The following is a 17213-nucleotide window of genomic DNA, read 5'->3' as shown; positions in this document are numbered from 1 at the left end:
CTTACTCCTACAGGAACATCAGGAAATACAGCAGGAACACGTTAACCAACAGCAACAGCACGCCGGTCGGCACCTGCGCCTTGATCACCGCATTCTTGTCCGGCAACTCCAGCAGCGCCGCCGGCACGATGTTGAAGTTCGCCGCCATCGGCGTCATCAGGGTGCCGCAATAGCCGGAGAACATACCGATCGCCGCCATCACCGCCGGGTTGCCGCCATGCTGCAATACCAGGATCGGAATGCCTATGCCGGCGGTAACGATCGGGAAAGCGGCGAAGGCGTTGCCCATCACCATGGTCAGCACCGCCATACCGATAGCGTAGACCGCCACGGCGATAAAGCGGTTATCGACCGCCAGATACTCCTGGGTCAAATGCGAGATCGCAGTGCCAACGCCGGCGACGGTAAACAGCAGACCCAGCGTGGCGAGGATCTGCGGCAGAATGAACGCCCAGCCGATCGAATCCAGCAGGCGCCGCGCTTCCTGCACCGGCTGCAACGCCTTCTCATGGGTCATTTTCACCGCGATCGCCAGACCGATCAGGCAGCCGACGGTCATCGAGAACAGCGTGATCAGCGTCGCGTGGTTACCGCTGCCGAACACCGCGCTTTGCAACGCCGGAATGTTGTTGAACAGCAGCACGCCGATCACCGTCACCACCGGGATCGCCAGTGCGGGGATAAACAGCTTGTTGCCCAAACGCTTGGCGCTGGCCTCGCGCTCCTGCGGCGTCCGCTGGTGATAGCTGCCGAGGCGCACGCCGCCGAAGCCGGCAATCAGGGCCATCACCACCACCACCGCGCCAACGATGATGTGCAGCATGCGTTTTTCGTTGCTGCCCTCGCCGAGCACGTCGCCCAGCAGGCGGTAAGTCCAGTCGCCGACCAGGAATACCAGGCCGTACAGCCCCCAAAACAGCCCGGTGGTGATGCGGCGCGGGTTGGCGCGATCGCGGAAGGACATCACCGCCACAATCAGCAGCACCGCGCCGGCCAGCCAGTAGAGATATTGTTGCTGGAAGTTCATCGCGCCTCCCCCTTCGCCTGCAGCGCCGCCTGATTCAGCTGCGCCAGCTCGGCGCTCAGCTGCTTATCCATCCGATACAGCCGGAACGCGTGGATCAGGAAAGCGAAAATGGCGGTCGGAATGCCCCACAGCGCGATATGCAGCGGCTCGGTCTGAATGCCGCCGGACTCCAGCATAAAGTTATGCATGAAGATGATCGCGCCGAAGGCCACGAAGATATCCTCACCGAAGAACAGCCCGACGTTGTCGGTCGCGGCCGACATGGCGCGCAGGCGGTGGCGCGTACGCTCCGGCAGTTCGCCATAGCGGTTTTCCGTTGCCCCTTCCGCCATCGGCGCCAGCAGCGGCCGCACCATTTGCGGGTGCCCGCCCAGGCTGGTCAGCCCCATCGCCGCGGTGATCTCGCGCACGAACAGGTACACGATCAGCAAACGGCCGGCGGTGGCGCTTTTGATCTTGGCGATCCACGCCTGCGCCCGCTCTTTCAGCCCGTGGCGCTCCAGCAGGCCGATCACCGCCAGCGGCAGCAGCAGGATCAGCGGCAGGTTGCGGGTGTTGAGAAAGCCCTCGCCGAGCTTTTCCAGAATGACGTCCAGCGGCATCAGCGCCGCCAAACCGGTGATGATACCGGCGGCGATCACCACCAGCACCGGGTTGAAACGCAATACAAACCCGACCACGATGGCGGCGATGCCGATCAGTGGCCAGAGATTCACAGCCTGTTCCATAGTCTTCCCTCGATATTTTCTAATAGTTTTTTGCTTGTGATGTTGTGTCTTGCTTTACGGCTTTATTGCTCCGCGCTGACGCGAATACCCTGTTGAACAAAACTGTCCCGCAGCTTGCGCGCATACGCCAGCGCATGCTCGCCGTCCCCGTGCAGGCAGACAGTTTCCGCCTGAACGGCGGCCCAGACGCCATCCACGCTGCGCACCCGGTGATGGCGCACCATCTCCAGCGTTTGCGCCAGCGCCTGTTCGTCATCCTCGATCAATGCCCCCGGCAAACCGCGCGGCACCAGCGTGCCGTCGGCCTGATAACCGCGATCGGCGAACACCTCCTGCCGGGTGGTCAGACCGAGCCGTTGCCCGGCGCGGATCAGCTCGCTGCCGGCCAGCCCCACCAGCCGCAGCGCCGGATCGACCGCCTGCACCGCCCGGGCGATCGCTTCCGCCAGCGCCGGTTCAACCGCCGCCTGGTTATACAGCATGCCATGCGGCTTAACATGTACCATCACTCCCCCCTCAGCGCGGGCGATCGCCGCCAGCGCTCCGAGCTGATACACCACCTGCGCGTACACCGTTTCCGGCGGCAGCTGCATGCGGGTGCGGCCGAAGTTCTCCCGATCGGGAAAACTCGGATGGGCGCCGATCGCCACGCCGTACTGCAATGCCCAGCGCACCGATTGACGCATGGTCTGCGCATCGCCGGCGTGGAAGCCGCAGGCGATGTTGGCCGAGCTCACCAATTGCAACAGCGCCTGATCGTTGGCGCAGCCTTCGCCGAGATCGGCGTTCAAATCAACGATCATGTAACCCCCAGGCAATCTGTCGAAGGAAGAGATCCTGCTCGGCTTTGGCGCGCTGCGCCTCCGTCAGTGAGCAGAGAACGAAGTGGATCGGTTCGCCGAGACGGATCTGCGCCAAGTGGTAGAGATCGGCTTCGATCACGCAGGCAATACGCGGGTAACCGCCGGTGGTTTGCGCATCGGCCATCAGCACGATCGGCTGGCCGTTATGCGGCACCTGCACCACGCCGGGCATCAGGCCATGCGACAGCATCTCGCGGTCGGTGGTGCGCTCCAGCGGCGTACCGCCGTGCAGGCGGTAGCCCATGCGGTTGCTCTGCGGGCTGAGCTGCCAGGCGGTGCGCCAAAACGTATCCTGCGCCTCTTCGCTGAATTCGGCGTACTCCGGCCCCGGCAGCGCGCGGATGCGGTTGGTGAACAGCAGCTGTTTCACGCCGCAGCGATGTTGTGGTTGAGCGGCTGATTTGCCCAGCGGCAGCCGATCGCCGTCCTTCAGGTTACGGCCTTCGTGGCCGCCAAAGGCGGCTTTCATGTCGGTGCTGCACGAGCCCAGCATTTCCGGCACGGCGATACCGCCCGAGATCGCCAGGTAGCTGCGCATGCCGCGTTTCGGCGTGCCCAGCGCCAGCCGCTGCCCCTTTTTCACCGGGTAGCGCCAGCCGGTCCACAGCGGCTTGCCGTCCAGCTGCGCGTCGCAGCCGGCGCCGGTCAGGGCAATCCAGCCAGAGCGGGTAAACTCGGCGCTGAACTGGCCGAGCGTGATCTCCAGCCCGGCGGCCTCCGGCGCGTTGCCCACCAGCAGGTTGGCGATCTTCAGCGCCGGTTGATCCAAGGCCCCGCCGGTGCTGATGCCCAGGCGGCGGAATCCCTCGCGGCCCAAATCCTGCACCGTGGTATAGATGCCGGCACGCAGAATAATCAGCATACGCCCTCCTTCTGCGGCACGAAGCGCACGCTATCGCCCGGGCGCAGCAGCGTCGGCGGCATTTCATGCGGATTGAACAACGCCAGCGGCGTGCGGCCAATCAGTTGCCAACCGCCGGGTGTCACCAGCGGATAGATGCCGGTCTGGCCGCCGCCGATGCCGACGGAGCCGGCCGCCACCGCCAGACGCGGTTCGGCGCGGCGCGGCGTCGCCAATTTTTCCGGCATGCCGCCCAAATAGGAGAAGCCCGGCTGAAAGCCGAGGAAATAGACCACATAGGCCGCCGCCGCGTGGCATTCCACCACCTGCCGCGGGGTCATGCCGGTATGGCGCGCCACGTCATCCAGATCGGGGCCTTGCTCCCCGCCGTAGACCACCGGAATATCCACCTGGCGCGACTCCGGCGTCAGGCGCTCTTTGCTTTCCCAACCCTGCTGCAGCAACGCAAGCATCGCTTCGGCGTCGGCCTGCGGCGTATGCAGCAACAGCGTCAGGTTGTTCATCCCCGGCACCACTTCCCGCACGTCGGGGTGGTGATTCAGCTTTTCCGCCAGCGCCCAGATGCGCTGCTGGCTCGGTAAGGTCACCGGCGGCGACAGTTCAAGCACTACCGCTCTTTCACCCAACAGGTAATAACGTGCTTGTTGCACCCTTATTCTCCTTATTATTATCGCGATGAAAAACACACCAGTTATGCGTGACGCGGCCCCGGCTGTCAATAGAACGCAACCATAAGGAAAATAAGGAAATAGCGCGATAAAAGGATTCAGCCGGCGCACAGGCCGGGCTGGATCCGGGGAAGAAAAAAATCAGGCGGGATTCGGGATATCGATAAAGGTCACATCAAAGCCGTGGTGCTGGGCCAGCCAGTCCCCCAACGCTTTCACGCCACCGCGCTCGGTCGCATGGTGACCGGCGGCGAAGAAATGCACGCCCATTTCGCGCGCGCTATGAATGGTCTGTTCAGACACTTCACCGCTGATGAACGCATCGACGCCGAAGCGCGCCGCGCTGTCGATAAAGCCCTGGCCACCGCCGGTGCACCAGGCCACCCGGCGAATGTGCTCAGGCGCGTTATCGCCGCAGTGCAGCACCGCGCGCCCCAGCCGGCTTTCGATACGCTGCTGCAGCGCCTCGCCGGTCAGCGGCTGTTCAAATTCGCCGTGTGGCACCAGCGGCTCGACGTCGCCAATCACCCGAATGCCCAGCGCCTGCGCCAGCTGCGCGTTGTTACCCAGCACCGGATGCGCGTCCAGCGGCAGGTGGTAGCCGTACAGGTTAATATCGTGAGTCAACAGCGTTTTCAGACGATTGCGCTTCATGCCGCGCACCGCCGGCGCCTCATTTTTCCAGAAATAGCCGTGGTGCACGATAATCGCGTCGGCCTGATGCGCCACCGCGGCATCCAGCAGCGCCTGACAGGCGGTGACGCCGGTCACGATGCGCTGCACGTGCGGGCGGCCTTCTACCTGCAATCCGTTAGGGGCGTAGTCCTGAAACGCCGCGGCGTTCAGTTCCGTATTGATCAGTTGTTCCAGATCGAGGTTACGCATTCTCTTCTCTCTTCATAGTCAAAATGTCTGCCGGTCGCCCTGCGCCATCAGGATGAATTTCACGCCCAGATCGTTGCCCTGCGCCAGCTGCTGCGCAATGGCGGCGCGCGTGTCTTCGCCCTGCTTCAGGCTGGGCTTGATGTGGCTGATCACCACCGGCAGACCGTTCAGCGAACCTTCACCGCCGCTGTACTGCGTCAGGTTCTTCAACTCCTTCAGCAGCCAGGCCGGCGTCAAATGGCCGTACAGATGTTTATCCTCCATCCCATTGGGGTACGAGGTTTCGATAATCATGCCTTTGAGCTTTTTCTGCTCGACAAGCGGCCCCAGCGTGCGCCAGACGGTATCGAGATCGCGTGATTGCTCCACCTTATCCGGCCCGGTATCGCCGAAGTAGGCGAAGAACTCGCTGCCGTTGGAAATCAGCAGCATCGACGACGGGTAGCGATCGTGGCTAAGCGGGTACATCACGCCGGTCAACCCGGTCAGGCCGAGGGTAAAGCGCTGCTGCGGCCGCACCGTTTGCAGCCGGTAAGTGCCCAGCCGCGAACCGTTGCCGGCGTCGGTAAAGTTCGGCCAGGCCTTCCAGTTGAAGTAGTGATTACGCAGGGTCAGCACGGTGTCCGCCTGGGCGTAAACGGTTTTTTTATTGTCCTCGGGCGAGCCGACGATCAGCCCCGCCACGTGGTCCAGATGGCCGTGGCTGATAAAGTAACTGCCGATCAACTGCCGGAACACATAGCCCTGCGGCGTGTAAGGCGCGGCCAGCTCGGGGGTCACCTGCGGGAAACTGCCCTTCTCCAACCCTTTGGCGATGCCCGGTAGCAGCGAGCCGGCGTCCAGCGCCACATACTGCGGCTGATTATCGCTGCGGATCAGATAAGAGGTCAGGTTGCCGTCGCTAACGCCGCCGTCGACGCCCAGCGCCACCACGTCAAAGCCGGCTATCGCCAGCGCCGAATAGCCGCTCAGGCACAGGGCCAGCACCTTTTTCATCATTGCGTCGCTCCTTGCAGTTGCCTCAAGACTCTCCCCGTTTCGCCGCCTCGAACGCCGCCAACGTCTCCATGCGGGCTTGTTTGTGATCGACGATCGGCAGCGGGTAGTTCAGCGTGCATCGCTGCTTTTCCGCCCAGCGATGGGGATGATGGATGTCATTGTCGGGCACATCCGCCAGTTCCGGCAACCATTTACGGATAAAAGTGCCTTGTGGATCAAAACGTTCACCCTGGGTGGTCGGGTTGAAGATGCGGAAATACGGCGCGGCGTCGGTGCCGGTGGAGGCCGCCCACTGCCAGCCGCCGTTGTTGGCCGCCAGATCCCCGTCCAGCAGTTGCGACATGAAATAGCGCTCCCCGGCGCGCCAGTCGATCAGCAGATCTTTCACCAGAAAACTGGCGCTGATCATGCGCAGCCGGTTGTGCATCCAGCCGGTGGCATTCAGTTGGCGCATGGCGGCATCGACGATCGGATAACCGGTTTCGCCCCGCTGCCAGGCCTGCAGCTTCGCCGCGTCATCGCACCAGCGCACCTTGTCCGTCCAGGCGATAAACGGCCGATGGCGACACAGCTCGGGATAGGCCACCAGCAGATGGCGGTAGAACTCGCGCCAAATCAGCTCGTTCAGCCAGACGAAAGCGCCGCTCTCGCGATCTTCCAGCAACTGCGGGCATTCGGCGCGCAGGCGGTTGAAGCACTGGCGCGGCGACAGCGCACCGATCGCCAGATAGGGCGACAGGCTGCTGGTGCCGGCGATGGCGGGCAGATCGCGCTGCCGAAGGTAATCCTGCACCTGCTCACGACAAAAGGCGCGCAGCCGCTGCAGCGCGGCCTCCTCGCCGGCGGGATAGTCATCCCCAATTTCCGCCGCGGGATAATCGAACGCCGCCGGCGCCTCAGGCGCAGGCAACGCGCCCTCGGCACGGATCTTCGGCGCCGGCAGGCAGCTCACGTCGGACTCGGTCAGGCGCTGAATAAAGGCGTTGCGAAACGGCGTATAAACCTTGTACATCTCGCCGCCGCCGGTGAGCACGCTGCCCGGCGGCAACAGCAGGCTGTCATCAAAACTGTGGCACGTTACCCGGTCGCTCAATCGCTGTTCCAACTGCTCATCGCGGCGCCGTTCATTCAGTTCGTACTGGCGGTTGTAAAACAGCACGTCCACCTGCATCCGCTCGCAATAGTCCGCCAGCCAGTCGATCGACGCGGCAAAGTCCGCACAGGCATGGCAATGCAGCGCAATGCCCTTTTGCGCCAGCGCCTGTTGCACCGCCTGCAGGCTGGCGTGGATCAGCGCCGCCTGCCGCGGCGCCATCTCATGTTGCCGCCACTGCTCCGGTGTGGCGATAAACACCGCCAGCACCCGGGCTTTCGGATCGCTGCAGGCGGCGTGCAGGGCTTTGTTGTCGGTGATACGCAGATCGTTACGCAACCAGACCAGATGCGTGGTCATAAAACTCCTTGTCAATCAATGGCCGTAACGCAAACGCAGCGCCTCCGGGTAAGGTTCGAAATAGCGTTGTTCCGCCAGATAGCGATCGGGGTATTCCGCCATGTAATGCTTGAGCAGCGCGATCGGCGCCAGCAGCGGCTGCATGCCCTGCCGGTAGCGATCGATCAGGTGCGCCAGCTCCTGGCGCTGCGCCGCGCTAAGCTGACGACGGAAGTAGCCCTGCACGTGCATTAACACGTTGGTGTGGTTGCGCCGCGTCGCTTTGTGCGCCAACAGCGCCATCAGGCGGCTGCGGTATTCCACGGCGAAGGCCTCCAGCGAGTCCCAGCGGTGAATATCGGCGACGAAGCGCCCCAGCTCGCGGTACGCCGGCTGCGAATGCGCCAGCAGCGACAGCTTGTAGCGGCTGTGAAACGCGATCAGCCCGCCGCGGGTCAGCCCCTGACGCCACAGCATGTTCAACTCATACAGCGCGTACACTCGCTCGATAAAGTTTTCCCGCAGCGCCGCATCCTGCAATCGTCCATCTTCTTCCACCGGCAGCCACGGCATCTGACGCAGCAGCTCGGCGGTAAACAGCCCAACGCCGTTTTTACGCGAGTCCTTGCCGTTCTCGCTGTAGACCCGCACCCGTTCCAGGCCGCAGCTCGGCGACTTGGCGCAGACGATATAGCCGCACAGGTGCTGCAACGCGGCCACGCGCTGCGCTGAGAAACTGCGCATCTCCTCGGTCAGATCCACGCCGGCGTCGTTGCTGTAGCGCATCGCCGGCCACGGCTGCGCCTGTTTCACCAGGCGCAGCGCCGGGCGCGGCGTGGGCAGGCCGATCGCCATTTCCGGGCAAACGGGCTCAAAGCGCACATAGGGCGCCAACTGTTCCACCGCAAAAGCCAGCCGCTTGTGGCCACCGTCGAAACGCACCGCGTCGCCCAGTAAACAGGCGCTGATGCCGATAGGGATCTTGTCGCTCATACCGCTCTCCCATGTTGTTGACCGATGAGGAAAGTGTAGAAGAATGGCTTGCCAAATACGACCTTGCGCTTGATAGGGGTGGCCAGAGGCATAAAAAAACCCCCGCCACAGGGCGAGGGTTTTTTCGTGAATCGGCAGCGACTCAGTAGAAATCGCAGGACGCCAGTTCCGCCTGCTGCAGCCAGACCGGCTTATCGCTGGTTTTTGACCAGACGCGGTGCAGGTAGCTGTAAAAACGCCCGCGATCGCTGCGGAACAGCATCACCGGCAGGGCCAAAATGCCCGCGATAACCACTGCGCTGCGGCGCAGGAGAATCCGATGCAGTGAATAAGCGTGATAGGTCGTAGACATGCGAACCTCCTTAAAAACGCCTGCCGTTGATTTGTCAGGGAAAACGGCGTGGGCGTATCAAATGAACAATCGGTAATTTGGTAACTGAGCAAAATTTTAGCGCACTTGATGAAAGTTTACTACTCATCCGACCACTAAATCGCACAAAAAATCGCTAATCACCGCAGCGATTCGTAATTTTGTTACAGTCAGGTTAATTTTTAACTAATCATGGGTTACATTGTGGTTATTATCCGGTTCCTGCTTCCACGCCTCTGCCCTTGCTTATTCACTCATCAGGCGCAATCTCGCCACCGCCCTGATGGTTGAAATGCTGAATTTCCGCTGAAATTTCAGTCATTTTTATACTTTTTTTACACCCGCCCGTGCGATTTTTTCATCTTCTTTCTACCCCGCTCCCTACACTGCCTCTATCAAAAACAACACCTCTGGAGGTGTCCCGTGAGTTTCAGCGTTATTGGTGGTGCGCTGTTGGTTCTGCTGCTGTTGGCCTATTTGGTCTACGCCCTGTTTAACGCGGAGGATTTCTGATGGCGGCTTCAGCCTTTTTACTGATCGCCAGCTTCCTGCTGGTGCTTCTGCTGCTGGCCCGGCCGCTGGGCGGTTTTATGGCGCGCCTGATCGAAGGTGAGCCGCTGCCTGCGCTGCGCGGGGTGGAAGCCGGCGTCTGGCGCGCCTGCGGCATCCGCGCCACCGAGATGAACTGGTGGCAGTACGCGCTGGCGATCCTGGCGTTCAACCTGCTCGGCCTGGCGTTGCTGTTCGTCCTGCTGATGACGCAGGGCTCGCTGCCGCTCAACCCGCAAGGCTTCCCGGGCCTCTCCTGGGATCTGGCGCTCAACACCGCCGTCAGCTTCGTCACCAACACCAACTGGCAGGCCTACAGCGGTGAAAGCACTCTCAGCTATTTCAGCCAGATGGCCGGACTGGCGGTGCAGAACTTCGTCTCCGCCTCCACCGGCATCGCCGTGGCCTTTGCGCTGATCCGCGCCTTTACCCGCCGCGCCGGCAAGACCGTCGGCAACGCCTGGGCCGATCTATTCCGCATCACGCTGTATGTGCTGCTGCCGATCGCGCTGCTGATCGCTCTGTTCTTCGTCAGCCAGGGCACGCTGCAAAACTTCCTGCCTTACCTGCACGTCACCACGCTCGAAGGTGCGCAGCAGACGCTGCCGATGGGGCCAGTGGCCTCGCAGGAAGCGATCAAGATGCTCGGCACCAACGGCGGCGGCTTCTTCGGCGCCAACTCGGCGCACCCGTTCGAGAACCCAACCGTGCTGACCAACTTCGTGCAGATGCTGGCCATCTTCCTGATCCCCTGCGCGCTGTGCTTCTCCTTCGGCCAGTTGGCCGGTGAAAACCGTCAGGGCCACGCGCTGATCTGGGCGATGGCGCTGATCTTCGTGGTGGCGGTGGTGGTGGTGATGGTCGCCGAGCTGGCGGGCAACCCGCACCTGAGCGCGCTGGGCGCCGACAGCAACATCAATATGGAAGGCAAAGAGTCGCGCTTCGGCATTCTCGCCACCAGCCTGTTCTCGGTGGTGACCACCGCCGCGTCCTGCGGGGCGGTCAACGCCATGCACGACTCCTTCACCGCGCTGGGCGGCATGGTACCGATGTGGCTGATGCAGATCGGTGAAGTGGTGTTCGGCGGCGTAGGCTCCGGCCTGTACGGCATGCTGCTGTTCGTACTGCTGACGGTATTTATCGCCGGCCTGATGATCGGCCGCACCCCGGAATATCTGGGCAAGAAAATCGACGTTTACGACATGAAGATGACCGCGCTGGCGATCCTGGTCACGCCGACGCTGGTGTTGCTGGGCAGCGCGCTGGCCATCGGCACCGACGCGGGCCGCGCCGGCATCCTCAACCCGGGCGCTCACGGCTTCAGCGAAGTGCTGTACGCCCTGTCCTCCGCCGCCAACAACAACGGCAGCGCCTTCGCCGGGTTGAGCGTCAATACGCCGTTTTACAACCTGCTGCTGGCCTTCGCCATGTTCGTCGGCCGCTTCGGGGTGATCCTGCCGGTGCTGGCGATCGCCGGTTCGCTGAGCGCCAAACAACGCCAGCCGGCGGGCAACGGCACCCTGCCGACCTATGGGCCGCTGTTTATCGGCCTGCTGATCGGCACCGTATTGCTGGTGGGTGCACTGACCTTCGTGCCGGCGCTGGCGCTAGGCCCGGTGGCCGAGCATTTGCAGCTTTGGTTGGCAAACTAACCGACGTCACAGAGAGAGAATAAGAGATGACTCGCAAACAACGCGCGCTGTTTGAACCGGCTCTGGTGCGCACCGCGCTGATCGATGCGGTGAAAAAACTGGATCCTCGCGTTCAATGGCGCAACCCGGTGATGTTCGTGGTGTATATCGGCAGCCTGCTGACCACCGCCATCTGGCTGGCGATCCTCGCCGGCCAAACCGACGGTGCCGCCGCCTTTACCGGCAGCGTCGCCCTGTGGTTGTGGTTCACCGTGCTGTTCGCCAACTTCGCCGAGGCGCTGGCCGAAGGCCGCAGCAAGGCCCAGGCGGAAAGCCTGAAAGGCACCAAGAAAACCAGCTGGGCGAAAAAGCTGGCCGGCCCGCGCCGCGACGGCGCCACGGAGAAAGTGGCCGCCGAAAGCCTGCGCAAAGGCGATATCGTACTGGTGGAAGCCGGCGATACCGTCCCGTGCGACGGCGAAGTGCTGGAAGGCGGCGCCTCGGTAGATGAAAGCGCCATCACCGGCGAATCCGCCCCGGTGATCCGCGAATCCGGCGGGGACTTCTCCTCGGTCACCGGCGGCACCCGCGTGCTGTCCGACTGGCTGGTGGTACAGTGCAGCGTCAACCCGGGGGAAACCTTCCTCGATCGCATGATCGCCATGGTGGAAGGCGCCAAGCGCCGCAAAACGCCGAACGAGATCGCGCTGACTATTCTGCTGGTGGCGCTGACCATCGTGTTCGTCCTGGCCACCGCCACCCTGTTCCCGTTCTCGCAATACAGCGTGGAAGCGGCCGGCAGCGGCAGCGTGGTCACCATCACCGTGCTGGTCGCCTTGCTGGTTTGCCTGATCCCCACCACCATCGGTGGCCTGCTGTCCGCCATCGGCGTGGCCGGGATGAGCCGCATGCTCGGCGCCAACGTGATCGCCACCAGCGGCCGCGCGGTGGAAGCCGCCGGCGACGTGGACGTGCTTCTGCTGGATAAAACCGGCACCATCACGCTGGGCAACCGCCAGGCTTCAGAGTTCCTGCCGGCGCCGGGCGTGAAAGAGCAAGAGCTGGCGGACGCCGCGCAGCTGGCCTCGCTGGCGGACGAAACGCCGGAAGGCCGCAGCATCGTGGTGCTGGCCAAACAGCGCTTCAACCTGCGCGAACGCGATCTGCAGGCGCTGAACGCCACCTTCGTGCCCTTCTCCGCCCAGACCCGCATGAGCGGCGTCAACGTGCAGGAGCGCATGATCCGTAAAGGCGCAGTGGATGCCATTCGCCGTCACGTCGAAACCAATCAGGGGCACTTCCCGCGGGCGGTGGACGATCTGGTGGAAAGCGTGGCGCGCACCGGCGGCACGCCGCTGGTGGTGGCGGAAGGCGCCCGAGTGCTGGGCGTGGTGGCGCTGAAGGATATCGTCAAGGGCGGCATCAAGGAACGCTTCAATGAGCTGCGCAAGATGGGCATCAAAACGGTGATGATCACCGGCGATAACCCGCTGACCGCGGCGGCGATCGCCGCCGAAGCCGGGGTGGACGACTTCCTGTCGGAAGCCACGCCGGAAGCCAAGCTGGCGCTGATCCGCCAGTATCAGGCGGAAGGCCGTCTGGTGGCGATGACCGGCGACGGCACCAACGACGCCCCGGCGCTGGCGCAGGCCGATGTGGCGGTGGCGATGAACTCCGGCACCCAGGCCGCCAAAGAGGCGGGCAACATGGTCGATCTGGATTCCAACCCGACCAAGCTGATCGAAGTGGTACACATCGGCAAACAGATGCTGATGACGCGCGGCTCGCTGACCACCTTCAGCATCGCCAACGACGTGGCCAAATACTTCGCCATTATTCCGGCGGCGTTCGCGGCCACCTATCCGCAGCTGAACGCGCTGAACGTGATGCACCTGCACTCCCCTGCCTCCGCCATCATGTCGGCGGTGATCTTCAACGCCCTGGTGATTGTGTTCCTGATCCCGCTGGCGTTGAAAGGGGTGAGTTACAAACCGATGAGCGCCGCGGCCTTGCTGCGCCGCAACCTGTGGCTGTACGGGGTCGGCGGCCTGCTGGTGCCGTTCGTCGGCATCAAACTGATCGACCTGATCCTGGTCGCGCTGCACGTCGCCGGTTAACCATTGAGGGAAATGAACATGACGTATTTACGACCTGCGCTGGTGATGCTGATCCTGCTGACGTTGATCACCGGCATCGCCTATCCGCTGCTGACCACCGGGCTGGCGCAGCTGCTGTTTTCGGGCGCGGCCAACGGTTCGCTGCTGTACCAGGGCGACAAGGCGGTCGGCTCCGCACTGATCGGCCAGAACTTCACGCGCGCCGACTATTTCTGGGGCCGCCCATCGGCCACCGGCGATTCGGCCTATAATTCGCTGGCCTCCGCCGGCAGCAACCTGGCGGCCACCAACCCGGCGCTGGATAAGGCTATCGCCGAGCGCGCAGCGCAGCTGCGCCAGGCCAATCCTGCGATGAGCGGCCCGATCCCGGTCGATCTGCTGACCGCCTCCGGCAGTGGGTTGGATCCGCAGATCTCGATCGCCGCGGCGCGGTATCAGCTGGCGCGGGTCGCGGCGGCGCGTCATTTGCCGCCGAAACAGGTCGCCAAACTGATCGAAGACAACACCGATCGGGCCACGCCCAACTTCATGGGCGAATCGGTGGTGAACGTGTTGAAGCTGAACCTGGCGCTGGATGCGTTGAAGTAACGCGCCGTATTCAGCATAGTGATAGGGTTCGGCATGCCGAACCCCTTTTTGCTTGGTAACACAAGGAATTGTCATGGTCGAAGAAGAACAGCAGCGTCCCGATCCCGACAGCCTGCTGGCGCTGGCCAATGAAAAACCGCGCGGCCGGTTGAAGGTATTCTTCGGCGCCTGCGCCGGCGTCGGCAAGACCTACGCCATGCTGCAGGAGGCCCAGCGCTTGCGCGCTCAGGGGCTGGACGTGTTGGTCGGCGTGGTGGAAACCCACGGCCGCAGCGAGACCGCCGCCCTGCTCGACGGCCTGGCGCTGCTGCCGCAAAAGCGCATCCAGCATCGTGGGCGACTGGTGCAGGAATTCGACCTCGACGCCGCGTTGGCGCGCCACCCAGCGCTGATCCTGATGGACGAACTGGCGCACAGCAACGCCCACGGTTCGCGCCACCCCAAACGCTGGCAGGATGTGGAAGAGCTGCTGGACGCCGGCATCGACGTGCTGACGACCGTCAACGTGCAACATTTGGAAAGTCTGAACGACGTGGTGGGCGGCGTGACCGGCGTGCGGGTGCGCGAAACGGTGCCCGACCACGTGTTTGACGAGGCCAGCGAAGTGGTGCTGGTCGATCTGCCGCCGGACGATCTGCGCCGACGGCTGCACGAAGGCAAAGTGTATATTCCCGGCCAAGCCGAGCGCGCCATCGAGCACTTCTTCCGCAAAGGTAACCTGATCGCCCTGCGCGAGCTGGCGCTGCGCCGCACCGCCGATCGGGTCGATGACCAGATGCGCGAATTTCGTGACACTCAGGGGCGCGAGAAAGTGTGGCACACCCGCGACAGCATTCTGCTGTGCGTCGGCCACAACAGCGGCAACGAAAAGCTGGTACGCATCGCCGCCCGGCTGGCGGCGCGGCTTGGCTGCCACTGGCATGCGGTCTATGTGGAAACCCCCAAGCTGCACCGGCTGCCGGAAAACCAGCGCCGCGCCATTCTGCGCGCGCTGCGGCTGGCGCAGGAACTGGGTGCCGAAACCGCTACCCTGGCCGATCCGTCCGAAGAGCGTGCGGTGCTGCGCTACGCCCGCGAACATAACCTCGGCAAAATCATCATCGGCCGCCGCAGCGAGCAGCGCTGGAAGCTGCGCGGCAGCTTCGCCGATCGCCTCGGCCGGCTGGGCCCGGATCTCGATCTGGTGATCGTCGCGCTGGAGAGCGACGCCGCACAGCCGCCGCCGGGCAAGGAGCACGACGGCCGCAGCTTCAATGAGAAATGGCGCATGCAGCTGCGCGGCTGCGCGGTGGCGGTGGCGCTGTGCGCGCTGATCACCCTGCTCTCGCAGTGGCTGCTGCCGGGCTTCGATCAGGCCAACCTGGTGATGGTCTACCTGCTCGGCGTGGCGATCGTCGCACTGTTCTTCGGCCGCTGGCCATCGGTGCTGGCAGCGGTGATCAACGTCGCCAGTTTCGATCTGTTCTTCGTTCAGCCCGAATGGTCGTTCGCCGTCAGCGATATGCAGTATCTGCTGACCTTCGGCGTGATGCTCGCCGTCGGCATCATCATCGGCAACCTGACCGCCGGGGTGCGTTATCAGGCCCGGGTGGCGCGCTATCGCGAGCAGCGGGCGCGCCATCTGTACGAAATGTCGCGCGGGCTGAGCCGCGCTCTGACCGTGGCCGACATCGCCAACACCAGCCGTCATTTCCTCTCCAGCAGCTTCCAGGCGAAAACCGTGCTGCTGCTGCCGCAGGAAGGCGGCCGGCTGCAGCAAATGGTCGGCGAGGAAGGCGGGCTGCTGTCGGTAGACGAAGCCATCGCGCGCTGGAGTTTCGATAAAGGCTTGCCGGCCGGCGCCGGCACCGACACCCTGCCCGGCGTGCCTTACCAACTTCTACCGCTCAATACCCCCAAGCAGACCTTCGGCCTGTTGGCGATCGAGCCCAATAACCTGCGCCAGCTGATGGTGCCGGAACAGCAGCGGTTGCTGCAAACCTTCGCAGTGCTGATCGCCAGCGCGCTGGAACGGCTGCACCTGGCGCGCAGCGCCGAAGAAGCCAAGCTGGACGCCGAACGCGAACAGCTGCGCAACTCGCTGCTGGCGGCGCTGTCGCACGATCTGCGCACGCCGCTGACCGTGCTGTTCGGTCAGGCGGAAATCCTCACGCTGGACCTGGCGGCCGAAGGTTCCAATCACGCCACCCAGGCCAGCCAGATCCGCCAGCAGGTGCTGAGCACCACCCGGCTGGTGAACAACCTGCTGGATATGGCGCGCATCCAATCCGGCGGTTTCAGCCTGCGCAAAGAGTGGCAGTCGCTGGAAGAGATCGTCGGCGCCTCGCTGCACATGCTGGAGCCGCTGCTCAGCCAGCATCCGATCGTGGTCGAGCTGCCGCCGGAACAGATCCTGGTCAACTGCGACGGTAGCCTGCTGGAGCGGGTGTTCACCAACCTGTTGGAAAACGCCAATAAATACGCCGGCGCCGAGGCCACCATCGGCATTCGCGCCCGCACGCTGCCCGAGTGGCTGGAAGTCGAGGTCTGGGATAACGGCCCCGGCATCCCCGCCGATCAGCTGCAGCTGATTTTCGACAAGTTTTCACGCGGCAATAAAGAGTCGGCAATCCCCGGTGTCGGCTTGGGGTTAGCGATTTGCCGTGCCATTATTGAAGTGCATGATGGCCGCATCTGGGCGGAAAACGGCGCCAACGGCGGTGCCAGCTTCCGCTTCGTGCTGCCGCTGGAAAAACCGCCCGAGATCGACGGCAACGCCTTCGATCTGTAATCAACGCAGGGGAAACGTGAGCATAACGCCAACCAACATTCTGATTGTTGAAGATGAAAAAGAGATCCGCCGCTTCGTGCGCACCGCACTGGAGAGCGAAGGCCTGCGAGTATTTGAAAGTGAAACGCTGCAGCGCGGGTTGATTGAAGCCGGCACGCGCAAACCGGATCTGATCATCCTGGATTTGGGCTTGCCGGACGGTGACGGGCTGAGCTACATCCGCGATCTGCGGCAGTGGAGCGCCATTCCAGTGATCGTGCTGTCGGCGCGCAACGCCGAAGAGGACAAGATCGCCGCGCTGGATGCCGGCGCCGACGACTACCTCAGCAAACCGTTCGGCATCGGCGAGCTGCTGGCGCGGGTGCGGGTCGCACTGCGCCGCCACTCAGCTAACCAACAGGAAAGCCCGCTGGTGAGCTTTTCGGCGATTACCGTCGATCTGGTGAATCGCCGGGTGCTGCGCAACGACGAAGATCTGCATCTGACGCCGATCGAGTTTCGCCTGCTGGCGGAGCTGCTGGCCAACGCCGGCAAGGTGATCACCCAACGCCAGCTGTTGAGCCACGTCTGGGGGCCGAACTACGTGGAGCACAGCCACTATCTGCGCATCTACATGGGCCATTTGCGGCAGAAGCTCGAAGCCGATCCGGCCCGGCCCAAACACCTGCTGACCGAAACCGGCGTCGGCTATCGCTTCATGCCTTAACCCCGGTGGGCGCGGTTTGCCGCGC

The 17213-nt window shown here is 63.3% G+C and carries 16 protein-coding genes; 6 read left to right on the top strand and 10 right to left on the bottom strand.

Features of this window, described 5'->3' with window-relative positions:
- Nucleotides 1–7: 7 nt before the first annotated feature.
- The 10 genes from ACSJLU_RS05910 to ACSJLU_RS05865 all read right to left on the bottom strand — a co-directional run bounded on the left by ACSJLU_RS05910 (nucleotide 8) and on the right by ACSJLU_RS05865 (nucleotide 8809).
- Nucleotides 8–1027 carry a DUF979 domain-containing protein gene (locus ACSJLU_RS05910; RefSeq protein ID WP_043136594.1) on the bottom strand — a complete coding sequence of 340 codons (1020 nt, stop codon included), beginning with the start codon at nucleotides 1025–1027 and terminating at the stop codon, nucleotides 8–10.
- Complete coding sequence (locus ACSJLU_RS05905; protein WP_016928734.1) at nucleotides 1024–1755, bottom strand: DUF969 domain-containing protein; 732 nt, start codon at nucleotides 1753–1755, stop codon at nucleotides 1024–1026. Before ACSJLU_RS05905 ends, ACSJLU_RS05910 begins: the two co-directional genes overlap by 4 nt.
- Before the next feature lie 62 nt (nucleotides 1756–1817).
- Nucleotides 1818–2558, bottom strand: a complete 741-nt coding sequence (gene pxpA, locus ACSJLU_RS05900) for a 5-oxoprolinase subunit PxpA (protein WP_043136590.1) — start codon at nucleotides 2556–2558, stop codon at nucleotides 1818–1820.
- The gene (gene pxpC, locus ACSJLU_RS05895; RefSeq protein ID WP_025301875.1) at nucleotides 2548–3480 is read right to left on the bottom strand and encodes a 5-oxoprolinase subunit PxpC; all 933 of its coding nucleotides are present in this window, start codon (nucleotides 3478–3480) and stop codon (nucleotides 2548–2550) included. The genes pxpA and pxpC overlap by 11 nt, the downstream gene beginning before the upstream one ends.
- Nucleotides 3474–4130 (bottom strand): 5-oxoprolinase subunit PxpB, encoded by a 657-nt coding sequence (gene pxpB / locus ACSJLU_RS05890; protein ID WP_025301874.1) that lies wholly within the window; start codon nucleotides 4128–4130, stop codon nucleotides 3474–3476. The genes pxpC and pxpB overlap by 7 nt, the downstream gene beginning before the upstream one ends.
- Nucleotides 4131–4289: 159 nt before the next feature.
- Entirely contained in the window at nucleotides 4290–5033 is a 744-nt protein-coding gene (locus tag ACSJLU_RS05885) for a type 2 GTP cyclohydrolase I (protein ID WP_025301873.1), read from the bottom strand.
- 18 nt (nucleotides 5034–5051) lie between these two features.
- The gene (locus ACSJLU_RS05880) at nucleotides 5052–6032 is read right to left on the bottom strand and encodes an MBL fold metallo-hydrolase (protein ID WP_025301872.1); all 981 of its coding nucleotides are present in this window, start codon (nucleotides 6030–6032) and stop codon (nucleotides 5052–5054) included.
- Between the two features lie 22 nt (nucleotides 6033–6054).
- Nucleotides 6055–7485, bottom strand: a complete 1431-nt coding sequence (gene phrB, locus ACSJLU_RS05875) for a deoxyribodipyrimidine photo-lyase (RefSeq protein ID WP_380827617.1) — start codon at nucleotides 7483–7485, stop codon at nucleotides 6055–6057.
- A gap of 15 nt (nucleotides 7486–7500) precedes the next feature.
- Nucleotides 7501–8457 (bottom strand): YbgA family protein, encoded by a 957-nt coding sequence (locus ACSJLU_RS05870; protein WP_025301870.1) that lies wholly within the window; start codon nucleotides 8455–8457, stop codon nucleotides 7501–7503.
- A gap of 142 nt (nucleotides 8458–8599) precedes the next feature.
- Nucleotides 8600–8809: a YbfA family protein gene (locus ACSJLU_RS05865; protein WP_004939916.1), complete on the bottom strand. Its 210-nt coding sequence runs from the start codon at nucleotides 8807–8809 to the stop codon at nucleotides 8600–8602.
- Between the two features lie 441 nt (nucleotides 8810–9250).
- Here ACSJLU_RS05865 and ACSJLU_RS05860 point away from each other — a divergent pair, with 441 nt between their 5' ends.
- From ACSJLU_RS05860 to kdpE, 6 genes are all read left to right on the top strand, one after another.
- Complete coding sequence (locus ACSJLU_RS05860; protein ID WP_016928742.1) at nucleotides 9251–9340, top strand: K(+)-transporting ATPase subunit F; 90 nt, start codon at nucleotides 9251–9253, stop codon at nucleotides 9338–9340.
- Nucleotides 9340–11028, top strand: a complete 1689-nt coding sequence (gene kdpA / locus ACSJLU_RS05855) for a potassium-transporting ATPase subunit KdpA (protein WP_380827619.1) — start codon at nucleotides 9340–9342, stop codon at nucleotides 11026–11028. Before ACSJLU_RS05860 ends, kdpA begins: the two co-directional genes overlap by 1 nt.
- Nucleotides 11029–11054: 26 nt before the next feature.
- Entirely contained in the window at nucleotides 11055–13124 is a 2070-nt protein-coding gene (gene kdpB, locus ACSJLU_RS05850; protein ID WP_025301868.1) for a potassium-transporting ATPase subunit KdpB, read from the top strand.
- Between the two features lie 18 nt (nucleotides 13125–13142).
- On the top strand, nucleotides 13143–13712 hold the full coding sequence (kdpC, locus tag ACSJLU_RS05845) for a potassium-transporting ATPase subunit KdpC (protein WP_141997469.1): 570 nt from the start codon (nucleotides 13143–13145) through the stop codon (nucleotides 13710–13712).
- A 73-nt stretch (nucleotides 13713–13785) separates the two neighbouring features.
- The gene (gene kdpD, locus ACSJLU_RS05840) at nucleotides 13786–16482 is read left to right on the top strand and encodes a two-component system sensor histidine kinase KdpD (protein WP_342096861.1); all 2697 of its coding nucleotides are present in this window, start codon (nucleotides 13786–13788) and stop codon (nucleotides 16480–16482) included.
- Nucleotides 16483–16498: 16 nt separating this feature from the next.
- Nucleotides 16499–17188: a two-component system response regulator KdpE gene (gene kdpE, locus ACSJLU_RS05835; RefSeq protein WP_016928747.1), complete on the top strand. Its 690-nt coding sequence runs from the start codon at nucleotides 16499–16501 to the stop codon at nucleotides 17186–17188.
- Nucleotides 17189–17213 lie beyond the last annotated feature (25 nt).

It is taken from the genome of Serratia bockelmannii (genome assembly GCF_051803255.1).
GTDB lineage: Bacteria > Pseudomonadota > Gammaproteobacteria > Enterobacterales > Enterobacteriaceae > Serratia > Serratia bockelmannii.
The sequence above is the reverse complement of the archived record's forward strand: the minus strand, read 5'-3'. Positions and strand labels throughout refer to the sequence as shown.

Coding starts and splice junctions, on each gene's coding strand:
- ACSJLU_RS05885 (WP_025301873.1), bottom strand. CDS start 5,033: ATGCGTAACCTCGATCTGGAACAACTGATCAATACGGAACTGAACGCC.
- ACSJLU_RS05910 (WP_043136594.1), bottom strand. CDS start 1,027: ATGAACTTCCAGCAACAATATCTCTACTGGCTGGCCGGCGCGGTGCTG.
- ACSJLU_RS05880 (WP_025301872.1), bottom strand. CDS start 6,032: ATGATGAAAAAGGTGCTGGCCCTGTGCCTGAGCGGCTATTCGGCGCTG.
- pxpC (WP_025301875.1), bottom strand. CDS start 3,480: ATGCTGATTATTCTGCGTGCCGGCATCTATACCACGGTGCAGGATTTG.
- ACSJLU_RS05865 (WP_004939916.1), bottom strand. CDS start 8,809: ATGTCTACGACCTATCACGCTTATTCACTGCATCGGATTCTCCTGCGC.
- pxpA (WP_043136590.1), bottom strand. CDS start 2,558: ATGATCGTTGATTTGAACGCCGATCTCGGCGAAGGCTGCGCCAACGAT.
- kdpD (WP_342096861.1), top strand. CDS start 13,786: ATGGTCGAAGAAGAACAGCAGCGTCCCGATCCCGACAGCCTGCTGGCG.
- kdpB (WP_025301868.1), top strand. CDS start 11,055: ATGACTCGCAAACAACGCGCGCTGTTTGAACCGGCTCTGGTGCGCACC.
- ACSJLU_RS05870 (WP_025301870.1), bottom strand. CDS start 8,457: ATGAGCGACAAGATCCCTATCGGCATCAGCGCCTGTTTACTGGGCGAC.
- kdpA (WP_380827619.1), top strand. CDS start 9,340: ATGGCGGCTTCAGCCTTTTTACTGATCGCCAGCTTCCTGCTGGTGCTT.
- kdpC (WP_141997469.1), top strand. CDS start 13,143: ATGACGTATTTACGACCTGCGCTGGTGATGCTGATCCTGCTGACGTTG.
- ACSJLU_RS05905 (WP_016928734.1), bottom strand. CDS start 1,755: ATGGAACAGGCTGTGAATCTCTGGCCACTGATCGGCATCGCCGCCATC.
- phrB (WP_380827617.1), bottom strand. CDS start 7,485: ATGACCACGCATCTGGTCTGGTTGCGTAACGATCTGCGTATCACCGAC.